7 protein-coding genes are annotated in these 12,693 nt (G+C 56.9%); 4 read left to right on the forward strand and 3 right to left on the reverse strand.

Annotation, left to right across the window (positions count from 1 at the left end; genetic code table 11):
• The first annotated feature begins 353 nt into the window (after nucleotides 1-353).
• From ACGY09_RS17660 to speA, 3 genes are all read left to right on the forward strand, one after another.
• Nucleotides 354-1,829, forward strand: coding sequence for an FAD-binding oxidoreductase (locus tag ACGY09_RS17660; protein WP_397568760.1), 1,476 nt, complete (start codon nucleotides 354-356; stop codon nucleotides 1,827-1,829).
• Between the two features lie 165 nt (nucleotides 1,830-1,994).
• Nucleotides 1,995-2,945: a 2-hydroxyacid dehydrogenase gene (locus ACGY09_RS17665; RefSeq protein ID WP_397568761.1), complete on the forward strand. Its 951-nt coding sequence runs from the start codon at nucleotides 1,995-1,997 to the stop codon at nucleotides 2,943-2,945.
• A 176-nt stretch (nucleotides 2,946-3,121) separates the two neighbouring features.
• Nucleotides 3,122-5,023, forward strand: coding sequence for a biosynthetic arginine decarboxylase (speA, locus tag ACGY09_RS17670; RefSeq protein ID WP_373653659.1), 1,902 nt, complete (start codon nucleotides 3,122-3,124; stop codon nucleotides 5,021-5,023).
• A 3-nt stretch (nucleotides 5,024-5,026) separates the two neighbouring features.
• Here speA and ACGY09_RS17675 read toward each other — a convergent pair whose 3' ends face one another.
• The 3 genes from ACGY09_RS17675 to ACGY09_RS17685 all read right to left on the reverse strand — a co-directional run bounded on the left by ACGY09_RS17675 (nucleotide 5,027) and on the right by ACGY09_RS17685 (nucleotide 9,728).
• Nucleotides 5,027-5,440 (reverse strand): hypothetical protein, encoded by a 414-nt coding sequence (locus ACGY09_RS17675; protein ID WP_397568762.1) that lies wholly within the window; start codon nucleotides 5,438-5,440, stop codon nucleotides 5,027-5,029.
• Nucleotides 5,441-5,582: 142 nt separating this feature from the next.
• A complete protein-coding gene (locus ACGY09_RS17680; RefSeq protein ID WP_397568763.1) occupies nucleotides 5,583-7,973 on the reverse strand; it encodes a sugar-binding domain-containing protein in 2,391 nt (796 codons plus the stop codon).
• 366 nt (nucleotides 7,974-8,339) lie between these two features.
• Complete coding sequence (locus ACGY09_RS17685) at nucleotides 8,340-9,728, reverse strand: sialidase family protein (protein WP_397568764.1); 1,389 nt, start codon at nucleotides 9,726-9,728, stop codon at nucleotides 8,340-8,342.
• A 1,327-nt stretch (nucleotides 9,729-11,055) separates the two neighbouring features.
• Between ACGY09_RS17685 and ACGY09_RS17690 the strand changes: the two genes are divergently transcribed.
• Nucleotides 11,056-11,883: an IS5 family transposase gene (locus ACGY09_RS17690; protein ID WP_397568765.1), complete on the forward strand. Its 828-nt coding sequence runs from the start codon at nucleotides 11,056-11,058 to the stop codon at nucleotides 11,881-11,883.
• Nucleotides 11,884-12,693: the final 810 nt, after the last annotated feature.

Genomic DNA, 12,693 nt, shown 5'->3' on the forward strand with positions numbered 1-12,693 from the left:
CATGCAGACGTGAAAACCACATCCGCCGTCCTGGCATCGTTGAGCAATTGACGTACGCAGGCACAAAAAAATGAGGACAACCCGAGTGGCCAGGGGGTTCGGTCAGGTCGAAGACAGGGCAGATTTCTCGTTAGCGAAGCCGCCCCGTATGATTCCGTCGGAAATCCCGCCTATGGGCTCCCGTGCCAGAAATCGTAAGGAGCAGGCTCGGTCTTGCACACGCAAGAGAAAGTCGCCCGTGATCCGGGCCTGTGTCTTCCCATTTCTAACAGCACTGTCTAAGGTAATTTTCTCCTGGTTTTTCTCGTGCAGTTCTCGACAACCACTGCGCCTTTGGAAACAAATCGATCCTCATGACCACATCCCTGGCTCAACCCGTTCGGACGACTCATCGACCTCAGCAGCTTCTCGAACGGTTAAGGGCCGTGGTGGGCGAAGAGTCGTTGCTTTTCAATCCCGAAGAACTGCTGGTTTACGAGTGCGATGGATTCGTCGTCGATAAGAAATCGCCCGATGTGGTCGTCTTTCCGACAACGACCGAACAAGTCGTTGCGATCGTGCAAATCTGCAACGAGTTCGATGTCCCCTTCGTTCCCCGCGGGGCGGGAACCAGTCTCGCCGGGGGATGCCTGCCCGTGGGGGGGGGCGTCATGATCGCGCTCACCCGGATGCGGAAGATTCTGGAAGTCAACTACCGCGATCGCTATGCCGTGGTCGAACCGGGACTCGTCAATGTGCACCTGACACAGCACTTGAAGGGGAGTGGTTATCACTTTGCCCCGGACCCTTCGAGTCAGGGAGCCTGCACGATCGGCGGAAACTTCGCCACGAACTCCGGGGGACCCCACACGCTCAAGTACGGCGTGACCGTGAACCACGTACTCGGGGCGGAAGTCGTGCTGCCCAGTGGTGAAGTCGTCCAGTTAGGTGGACCGACAGAAGAAACGCCCGGCTACGATCTGACCGGTCTGTTCGTCGGCAACGAAGGAACCCTCGGTATCGCGACAAAAGTCATCGTCCGACTGACACGCGATCCCGCTGCGTACCGCACGATGCTCGGAATCTTCGAAACGGTTTCCGACGCCACGAAAGCGATCAGCGAAATCATCGGGGCCGGGATCGTTCCCGCGGCACTTGAGATGATGGATCAGGGGATTGTCAGTGCCGTCGAGCAGGCGTTCCATTTTGGATTTCCGCTCGATGCCGGTGCGGTCCTGCTGATTGAAGTGGATGGCCTGGAAGTCGCGGTCGACGAAGAAGCGCAACGCATCATCAACCTCTGTACGTCAAACGGGGCACGTGAAGTTCGGCAGGCGAATTCGACGAAAGAGCGACTCCTGCTGTGGAAGTGCCGCAAGCAGGCGTTCGGTGCGATTGGGCGACTGAGTCCCAGTTACTGCACGCAGGACGGCGTTGTGCCCCGCACCAAGCTGCCGCAGATTCTCGAACACATCATCGATTGCGGGATCCGGCACGGACTGCGAATCGTGAACGTTTTCCACGCGGGAGACGGCAACATCCACCCGATTCTACTATTCGATGAACGGGATGCCGAACAGGTGGAACGAGTTCTCAAAGCAAGCGACGAGATCCTCAGCAAGTGCATTGAACTGGGGGGAAGCGTCACGGGGGAACACGGCATCGGCGTCGAAAAAATCAGCTTCATGGACAAACTGTTCGCTCCTGAAGACCTGAACGTCATGCGGTCCATTCGCGACTGTTTCAATCCCTCGGGTCGCTGCAGTCCCGGGAAAATGCTCCCCACCTCCGCAGGGTGTGGAAACGAGGCTCCACTCAAGCAGAAGCCGGGTCGACGAGCTGCGATGTAGTCCTGAACAACGTTTGATAAAGGCGAAGGGAGCCCTGATTTCCTGGTGGCGACGACGTGGCGGGAACTCCCCTTCACGGAATTGCTGAGCAACACAGGCAGAGGTCCCCGTCCCCCATTCAGCGATGTTCGATTTCGAATTTCCGTCAATCCGAAAGAACTCTCAATGACATCCGCTACGACGCCAGTTCCCATCATGGGTGATGGACTTCCGCCAGTCCTGCGTGAGATGCTCGGTCCGGATATTGAGATCCTTGAGTGGGACGAGTCGCCGCAATCGCCGAGTCTGGCCCGTGCTGTGGGCGTCCTGACATTCGGACATCCCCGCGTCGATGGACCGCTGATGGATCGGATGCCAAACCTGAAGGTGATCAGCAATCATGGTGTCGGAGTCGATCACATTGACGTGGCAGCGGCTCGGGAACGGAAGATTCCCGTCGGGAACACACCCGGCTGTCTCGACGCATCGACGGCCGACATGACGATGGCACTTCTGCTGGCGACCGCCCGCAACGTCGTCGTCGGGGATCAGTTCGCACGTTCTGCCGAATTCACTCATTACGATCCGGCTCAGTTGATCGGCTACGAAGTCTCGGGCAGCACGCTGGGGATTGTCGGACTGGGACGGATCGGCCGCCAGGTCGCTCGCCGTGCCCGGGCCTTCGATATGCGGGTGCTCTATCACAACCGTAACCGCGACACTGAGGCGGAACGGGACCTCGGCGTCGAGTACGCAGCGTTCGATGATCTGCTGAAACAGTCGGACTTTGTGGCGCTCAATTGCCCTCTGACCCCCGAAACGACCAATCTGATCGGTACGCGTGAACTCGGGCTGATGAAACCGACGGGGATCCTGCTGAATATGGCACGCGGGGCGGTCGTTGATCATGACGCCCTGTTCGCGGCACTTAACTCTCGACGCATCGCCGGAGCGGGGCTGGATGTGACCAATCCCGAACCCCTTCCGCGCAACCATCCGTTACTGTCGCTGACGAATATTGTGATCACGCCTCACCTGGGAAGTGCGTCCAATCGCACGCGTCACCGCATGATGCAGATGACGGTCGAAAACCTGCAGGCAGGTCTGAAGTCCAGCCCCTTGCCATGGGCCGTTTAGCCGTTTCCCGACGCGGAGATCCGCTCCGCTGCGGCTTCGCTGGTGCCATCCTGCTTCGTGTTGCACAGTATGCAGGAACATGCCAGGCCAGTCCGTGAGATTCAGCAGTTTGAGCTCAGTACGTCGGTCAGTAAGCAATCACTCTCAATTCCTACTCAATCGGGAATCGATCCGTCATGAATGACGAAACTCTGCAGCGAATCCAACAGGCGTATGGCGTCGAGAACTGGTCAGCCGGATATTTCGATATCAATGGCAAGGGGCACGTCGTTGTCCGTCCCGTCCAAGGTGATTCGCGGTCAGTCGATTTGAAGGATCTCGTCGATGATCTGCTGTCAAAACAGAAGCAGCAGTCACCCCTGCTGCTGCGATTCCCCCAGATCCTGACCAGCCAGTTGCGACGGCTTTCCACGGCCTACCATTCGGCCATCACCCAGTACGGCTTCCACGGGCTGCACTATCCGGTCTTTCCGATGAAGGTGAATCCCCGACGTGAAGTGGTCGAAGAGTTCCTACGGGACAGCAATCGTTACCGAGTCGGGCTGGAGTGTGGTTCAAAAGCAGAACTCTACGCGGCGGTGGCACAAGAGCAGAATGCCGAATCGCTGCTGTTGTGTAACGGCTTCAAGGACGAAGCGTTCATTCGCACGGCGCTGCTGGCTGTGCAGGCAGGAAAACGGGTCGTCATCATCGTCGAGAAGATGAACGAGCTCAAGATGGTCGTCAAGCTGGCCCAGCAGACCGGGGTGGCTCCCTGGATCGGCCTGCGCGCCAAGCTCTATTCACGCGGGTCGGGGAAGTGGGCTTCGTCCGGGGGTGACGCCGCCAAGTTCGGACTGACGACATCAGAACTGCTTGATTGTGTTCGTCTGCTGCGGGAAAACAAACTCGACCATCGCCTGAAGCTGCTGCATTTCCATATCGGGTCGCAGATCACGGACATCAAACGTGTGAAGAACGCGATGAAAGAGGCTGCACGCGTTTACTCAAAACTGCGGCAGATCGGCTGCGAGATCGAGTTCCTCGACATCGGCGGCGGTCTGGGCGTGGACTACGATGGCTCACAGACGCGCTATGACTCGAGCGTCAACTACACCGTGCAGGAGTTCGCGAACGACGTCGTCTATACCATCAAGTCTGTCTGTGATGAAGAGCATGTCCCCCATCCGCATCTGGTGACGGAGAGCGGTCGGTTCATGACGGCTTATCACACGGTCTTCATCACGTCGATTCGCGATGAGATCGAAACCTTCGCCGACGATGTCCCTGTCGTGACCATCGACAACGACGATCCTCAAGTCATCACGGAACTCAAAGACCTGTGCGACGGGATCAACGGCAAGAACTATAATGAGTACTACCACGATGCCCTCGAACACAAAGACGAACTGCATACGCAGTTCAATCTGGGGTTAATCAGTCTCGAAGATCGGGCGAAAGGGGAAGTGCTGTTCTGGGAAGTCTGTGCCCGGGCTCTGAAAGAATCCGAAGAGGACAAGTTCCCCGATGATGAGTTTGAAGCACTGAAGAAAATTCTGGCTCAGAAGTACCTGTGCAACTTCTCTCTGTTCCGCTCAGCCCCGGACAGCTGGGCGATCAAGCAATTGTTTCCCATCGTTCCGATCCACCGCCTGAACGAGATTCCGTCAGACTTCGCGACGCTGGTCGACGTCACCTGCGACAGCGATGGAAAGATCGACAAGTTCATCGATCTGAAGGATGTGAAAGAGACGCTCGAACTGCACCGCTGGCAGGATGGTGAGGACTATTACCTGGGAATCTTCCTCACCGGGGCGTATCAGGAGGTGATGGGAAGTCACCACAACCTGTTCGGCAATCCCAACGAAGCTCAGGTGGTGATCGACGCCGACGGCCGATACCACGTGACCAAACTGGTCCCAGGGAGCCGCATCAACGACATGCTGCAGTTCGCCCGCTATGACAGACTGCAGCTCCTGGAATCGTACAAGAAGCAGTTGGCCGCACGCGTCGATGCCGGTGCTCTGTCAAAAGAGACGGCAGAGCAACTCGCGAAGGACTATGAAAGCGGTGCCGGAAAAGGGACCTATCTCGAGTAGTTCTCAGGCCTCGACCAGTTCGCCCTGTTCAGCCAGCACGGGGCCAGTCAGTACAGGCTCGGCGAGTTCGGGTTCGGCAATTACGGAGTCGGTCGCAGAAGGGACTGCCACGTCGTCACCGTCCTCGTCTTCGCTGATGCGTCCCTGGATTCCCTGCTTGCCCAGCGGAGTCAACTGGTACCGCAGACCACCGTCACGGCCTGCCAGGTCGAACTTGAGAAATCCGTACGCGATCAGCTTCCCGTGGATGCCGGATAGCTCTTCCACAGGGACCTCTTCCACGTGGAAGATCCTGGGAGTCCATCCATCAAACTCGGGCGAATCGTTGCGTCCCTGCGTATGGAGTTGCTGATACTGTTGCAGTACCAGAGTCCACTGCGGGTGTTTTCTCAACTGTTCTAGCTCGAAGTCATCCATGCCGGATGTATCGTCGAGACGACTTCCTGGCAGCACTTCTGCTGTTGTGGCCCTGAACAGCCAGCCAATTCGTTAAACTTTAACATGCGGTGCCGCCCGGCTCTGCCTCGATAACCGTTACAATTTAACGAGGGGGGACCGCTCATTCGGCAAGTTCGACGAGTCCCACATCGATGTATTGGCCGCCCCCCGTTTGTTTGCAATGGACAGCCAGCGTGTTGGTTCCCCTGGTGAGTGCTTTCTGAGCCTGAGGACTGAGACGAAACTGCCGATAGTCGGTCGAATAGCCACTGACTTTCTTCAGCAATTCGCCGTTCAGGTAGACTTCTGCGTCCTCGTCATGGTGCATGATCAGCCGAAGTTCCCCCTTGGGATTGGTCTTCAGATCAAACGTCCGCCGCAGCCAGATATCATTCGACTTCCATTCTGTTCTGACGACGGAACCGGGTGTCGACTTTTCACCGAAGCCACCCGGCGCGGACTTCCAGGCAGTGGCATCGAATGCCGGTTTTTCCCAGCCGTCGTTCGGCTTCTCCAGCGTATATTGCCACGTGACCGCTTCTTCTCTGGACGTGGGGACAACCGTGCTGAGCTGCCGGGCGGGCTGAAACAAGGCCGCATGCGCTTTCGCCGCCGCCTCCACGGGAATCTTGAGGACTTTGCGGTCGTAGGTCATCAGGCCGTTGACCTCAGTTTCGACGTCTGTCGTTTGAGTGTAGATCGCGGCCGACAGCCCCGGTTTTTCGATCAGCGGATGAAGCTGATCAAACAGATCCAGATATGCAGCGGTCAGGGACGCCTGGTCTTCAAAGCTGCGGTATCCCCAGTTCTCACGAGATTGCCATGTGTGATGGTCCAGAGGGAGGCCAAGTCCCCCGAATTCCCCCAGGACAGCAGCCCGGTCGGCTGTCGGAATCGGGGCCACTGGCCCCGGGTACCGATGCACGTCAATCACATCCCCCACGGGAAAGTCGTTTCCTCCCGAGGCGCAGTTGACCAGTCGGCCAGGGTCGTACTCTTTCGTCCACTTCGTAATCGCCACCGTATCCGATTGCCCCCACCCCTCATTGAAGGGAACCCACATGACGATGCAGGGGAATGCGCGGCGCGCGCCGATAATCGACTTCCATTCCCGCCGATAGTCAGCTGCCGATTCGGCTGAACGAGTCAGCTCCTGACTGTCGAACTTGCCGAACGGGTCCCATGGGGCCGAGCGATCTCCGCTGGGCATGTCCTGCCAGACCAGCATTCCCGTTTTGTCGCAGTGGTGGTACCAGGTGGCCGGTTCCACTTTGACGTGCTTACGGATCAGGTTGAACCCGTACGCCCGCGTCTGATCGATGTCAAATTTCATTGCTTCGTCCGTCGGTGCGGTATACAGACCGTCGGGCCAGAACCCCTGATCGAGCGGCCCCACCTGAAACAGGGGCTTGTCATTGAGCAGAATCCGCGTGATTCCCTGAGCGTCTTTTCCCACAGAAATCTTCCGCAGAGCGGTGTAGGCACTGACAAGGTCGGCCAGCGGAACAGGATCGACGGCCTCAATCACAGCCGGATCCTTCGGCAACCACTCCTGCCCGAAGCCCAGCAGATCGGCAGATTCATCCTCGACGAGTGCCACATGGACATCGATCAGATGCGGGTTCGAGGGGGACCAGATGTAAGAGGAAAAGTTCGGATCCTGATCGCTGAGTGTGATCCGCGCAGGGGCCTTCAGATCGGTCTGCCAGCGTCGGTGTGTGATCCCTCCCGTGGCGGTTTGCGACCGGACGACAATCCCCAGTTTCCATCCCGGCTGCGGGTTCACGACGTCGGTCTGAATGGTCAGTTGTCGCTGGTCCAGATCCGCAGCGATGGTGACATCACGGATATACGTTTGGGGGACGGGTTCCAGCCAGACTGTCTGCCAGATTCCAGTGGTGGGGGTGTAGAAGATTCCACCCGGTTTCTGGACCTGTTTACCTCGACCCTGATAGCCTGCGTCGCTGGGATCCCAGACGGCGACAATCAGTTCATTCTCGGCGTCCGGTTTGAGGACCGAAGTAATATCAAAGCTGAAGGGATCGAAGCCGCCGCGATGGCCTCCCACCTCATGTCCGTTGACGAAAACGGTAGTTTCCCAGTCCACCGCGCCAAAGTGCAGCAGCACCCGCTGATTTACCCAGGCGGGGTCGACCGCATCGTCCTTTCGCGGGATCTGGAAGGTACGGCGATACCAGAGCTTCTGCTCGGGTCCCACCAGTTCCATCACGCCTGACAGAGCCGATTCCACAGGGAAGGGGACCAGAATCGCTTCCGTCTGCCACCGGCCCGGCCGGGCGGCCTCTTTCGGCTCAATGGAGTAATCCCACAAGCCGTTCAGGTTGAGCCAGTCTTTACGAACCAGTTGCGGACGAGGGTATTCCGGATGCGCATTCGCAGGTGAAACCTCCGCCGCCCACTTCGTCATGAGCGGAGCCGATTTCGCTTTCCACTCACCCGCCACACAGGGGAGGGACCACAGGCCGATCACCAAGAGAAAGAGGTGTTTCATGAGCGAGCGCTTTCCGGAAAAGGTGAGAGACAATCCCCAGATTCAAACGACTCGCCCCCAGAATTTCCAGCACCGTCTCAGTTTGCCAATCCCAACCGCCCCTGTTATTGAGCCCACTGCGAAAAACGGGAACAGGCTTTCCTCATCGCCCCCTAATCCGCAGATTGCGCTGATTTTCGCAGATTGGCTTGTCCTGTCTCCAGAATCTGCGTCCCTCTGCGCAATCTGCGGATGAAGGATTCACATGAGCGGCCAATCCGGGTACGCAAGGCAGTCCATCATGGCCCTGTAGAGCCGAGGGGCCCCCGGACCCTCACCGCAAACGTTCCTGCACAGCGACTTGCACTTCGTGTAGTGGTGTCTCGCTTAGTTGGTCAGCGATTTTCCGATTGGCGATTCCGTCTGCCAGTCAATGACCGAATGGATGACGATCCCCCCTTGCACGCTCCACACCGCATGCACTCGCCCTTGTCCATCGTCCCGCAGGGAGGATTGATCATCGTCGCCGTAGATCTGGAATCCGTCGACAATCGTACCGTTCTTAAGTTGAATGGAGTTCGATAAGCAGATCGAATCAATCCATGTTTTCCCCTGATCCGATGATCCTCGATAGTAGGCTTGCCAGGTCTCCCCCTGCCGTTCGATCCACGCCACGTGCACCATGGGGCCGATCGCGTCGATCGCGGCCAATCGAACTTCTTCGGCGGAGCGATGCGAGTGCTGAGTTGCGTCGCCCCATTCGCGTCCGTCAGAACTGGAGCGAGTCAACAGTTTCTCGGCTCTGGCTGTAATGAACGCCGTATGAAACCGGCCGGAACCATCTCGCGCCACAACCGGAAATCGCTCACCGTTGAAAGGGTGCGGTCGATCCGGCTGCAGGGACTCGACCAGAACCGTGTTGCGCCATGTCTCTCCATCATCGTCGGTCACGCTGAGTTGGCTCGTCGAGCCATCCCCGTCCACAATCCACGAGGCGGCGATCTGTCGATCATCGTCGATCACCACCGAGAAGGGGATCGCCTGGGTCGACTCTCCAAACGGGGGTGGAAGGCGGTGCCAGGACTTGCCGAAATTGTTCGAGAGGAAAACGCCGGAATAATGGCGAATCCGAGCTCTCAGAAGCTCATGCACATTCGGAGCATTTCCATCGAGCGGCGTCGTCGCTGCGCCGGGGACGGGTTCACTCATGCTGGCGGCAATCACAATTCGTCGGCCGTTGGGGCTGACAGCGAGAACGGGTCGGTCACCATGCCGCCAGCGGATGGGCATCTCATGCGACCATGAAGCACCGCCGTTGTCAGACCGTCGAAAGAGGGTCTGCCCGGCGGAACGCAAAGCGTAAACGGCATAGTAGTGCCCGCGACGATCCGTCTCGACCCACGGATCAAATCGAAGCTCCCCTGCTGTCGATCGAGCGGTCAGATTTTCCGGCAACCCCCACGTCTCGCCGCGGTCAATCGATCTCCAGGCAAGAATGTCGCTGGCCAGCGGATCGTTCACAAGTCCGTACGACAGGACTACGACGCCGCCGCTGCGATCAGCGGCAATCACCGGCTTCGGCGATTGAAAGCCCGGGCCGGGGGGAAGCTGTCTGGACGAGACAAGTTCCGGCGCGACGCTCTGCACGACAACCGGATAAGGGAGCGTCTCCGTCAGAGCTGGAACAAACTCATCGCGCGAGAGGCTCAGCCAAATCGAAGCCAGGATCACAATCAGGAACAATCCGCCGATCAATAGTCGATGTTGTCTCGCCATGAGGAATCATGTTCCGAAAGATGGTGGTCAGATCCACGATCATCGCGAGTCCATGGAAAGACTGCACGTCCGAAAAACAGCCCACCAGTCCGATCACACGAGAAAGAGCCGTTTCGCTTTCCACTAGCCCGCCCGACAGGGGAAGGACCCAAGGCCGATCACCGGGAAAAAGAGGTGTTTCACGAGCGAGCGCTTTCCAGAAAAGGCGAGAGACGATCACCAGATTCAATCGACTCGCCCCCGGAATTTCCAATACTGTTTCAGTTTACCAATCCCAACCGCCCATGGTCTTGAGCCTGCTACTAAAAACGGGCACAAGCTTTCCTCATCACCCACTGATCCGCAGAGGACGCTGATTTTCGCAGATCAGTGTCCCTGACTTCAAATCTGCGTAACTCTGCGCAATCTGCGGATGAACGATATGCTCGCGGATCGGCGAAAACGAAGCTCGCAGGCAAGCTTCGCCAAAACGATACTCAAGTTCATCGATCAGCGAAAACTGCTGAAAGGGTCGCACGCCTGTTATTGCGTCGTGACTTCAGCGGGAACAAGCGACTCGTGGGAAAGTGGGAGGAATTGTACAACTTCAGGAGTGGCTCTGGACGTTCACGGAGGCTCCAGAAATTGAGCCGACGAATTAGACGGCGAACGCGCACGGCGCCCCGCCGTGAGTTATCGAAAGCTCTCTTTCGTTACCCAAAGCGAAGCAGGCAGTCGTTTCATTGAGAGAACGCAGACGGTCTCCGAAGCCTACCGACTTCAAAATCGATCCGTGTACCCGTGGCTCACCGCCACTGTGGAATCAAGCCTCTGTGTCTGAATAACGCCATTAATCCCTGCCGCTCCGTGAACCGATTCTGTCAGCTCTCGTCATCCGAAGCGTAGCTCACCTTGAATCTGCTGGTTTGAGTTCTCATTAGCGTCGCACAAGGCAGGATCACTGCCAGGTAAGCCCGGTCATCTTTCTGTTCTCCGTCCAATAGGGAGCACACATCGTATAGAGTGCAGAAATGAATTCCGTCGCATGCAAAGTGATGACAAATCGCCTCTCGAATGGCCATTTCTTTGCGTGACCGCGGTTGTCGAAGTGGATCAATAGCGGTTCCCGCTTGCAAACACGGCAACGTATGTTCATGCGCCCTGTAGTAGTAGTTTACAATGTGTTTAACGGCGCCGAGTTTCGCCCGCACCGCCTCTTCTGCTCTGAGATATTCAGGGGTATCGGGTGTTAGATACTCATTCCATGCAGAATAGCAGGGCATGTTGGATACTCGGAGAAGGTCTTCAAATTGCCTGAAGCGTAAAAAAACGCTACGACTCCGCATCCATGGATTCTCAGGTCAAGGAAGTCGGAGCCGTAGCGATCATGAAGGATTGTCCCCGCAGCCTCACGGATGAGCAATGGAACGTCATTGAAAAAAAACTATTGCCTAAGCGGGCCAAAGTGGGGCGACCGCCTGTGGACCGAAGAACCATTCTGGATGCGATCCTGTACCTGAATCGAACCGGTTGCCAGTGGCGTTCCTTGCCTCGCGAATTCCCTCAATGGAAGACGGTTTACACCGTTTTCTGGCGCTGGCGTCAAGACGGAGTCTGGAATTCGCTCCACGAAGCCCTTTGTCGAAAGGTTCGTCAGGCGGCTGGCAAGAAACCAACGCCGAGCGTGGCCATCATCGACAGCCAATCGATTCGTACCGCGGAAGGAGGAGCGGAAAGAGGCTACGATGCAGGGAAAAAGGGGACTGGTGGTAAGCGGCACATCGCCGTTGATTCGCTGGGGCTCATCTGGGGAGTCGTCGTCCATGCCGCCTCCTGGCAGGATCAGGACGGCGCTTGCTACCTTCTGCACAAACTTGAGCCGTTCGGTCGATTGCGCCGAATCTTTGCGGATAGCGCCCATGGACGAGATGGACTACCGAAGTGGGTCAAAGAGCCATTCGGATGGATCTTGCAGACGATCTTACGGCCGCCGAACACCAGCGGATTCGTCGTCTTGCCAAAGCGATGGATTGTGGAGCGAACCTTTGCCTGGCTGGCTCGGCACCGACGGCATAGCAAGGACTATGAGCATAACCCCGAGACCAGCGAAGCCATGATTCAGATCTCCATGATCGGACTCATGACCCGAAGGCTTGCTAACCAAAATTGGGTTTGAAGACTTCTTCTGAGAGACGCGTTCGTTTCATGCTGAGCAAATCTAGCAATTAACCTTTGAACGACCAGCGTTCCAGTAATTGACACAATTGCGGTTGCCACTACGGCTTTCTGGTTCGTCTTGGAGTAAATGGCTGTTTCTCCAATATATCCCTCGACAGAAAAGACGCAATAGAGGATTGCTCCACAGTGAAAATAAACGCACACCCCCGAAGCCATCTCATGTGAATTCACAGCCATTGCGAACGATTGTCGAACCGATTTCATTGGCCGGGACGGGAGTCAATGTGCTCGATTATCAATCGGTACACACATATCATTTCTCACGAGTTTCTCGAAGTAAACGAAAGAAGCCGACTCACCAAGTGGCGGTCGGCTTCTCGTTGACTCTTTGTGTCTTCGCCCTTTTTGGGGTAGGCTAGATACTTATGGGGCAAGAGGGAGTTTTAGGGCAAAGCCGGTCGGACCACCCAACGAGAGAATGCAATCTGAGTGACAGTCTCACCTGAGACAATCCGTGAACATTCGGAAGTCGTACGCGGAAGTGGCTGGGCAGATTTGTTACGGCAATGATGGATGTGCGACGGTGTTCTGCCTCCTTCTCGATTGCAATCGGATTCTCGAATCGGTCAGGATGGCAGTGGCAGTCGAGATTGGTAGGTTTCATGAAATGCCTGGCATGCGTGTGATGTTCGAAGTTCCCTTATGCCGAAGCAACGCTCGTATTTCAGCCATCGCTCGTTGAGTTAATGCTGCATATTCGCGTAGTTTGAAGGAAGATAAGCTCCTGCTAGGTCCCGTAGCGGTGAAA

Origin of the sequence: Schlesneria sphaerica (assembly GCF_044336245.1) — a bacterium.
GTDB classification, from domain to species: Bacteria; Planctomycetota; Planctomycetia; order Planctomycetales; family Planctomycetaceae; genus Schlesneria; species Schlesneria sphaerica.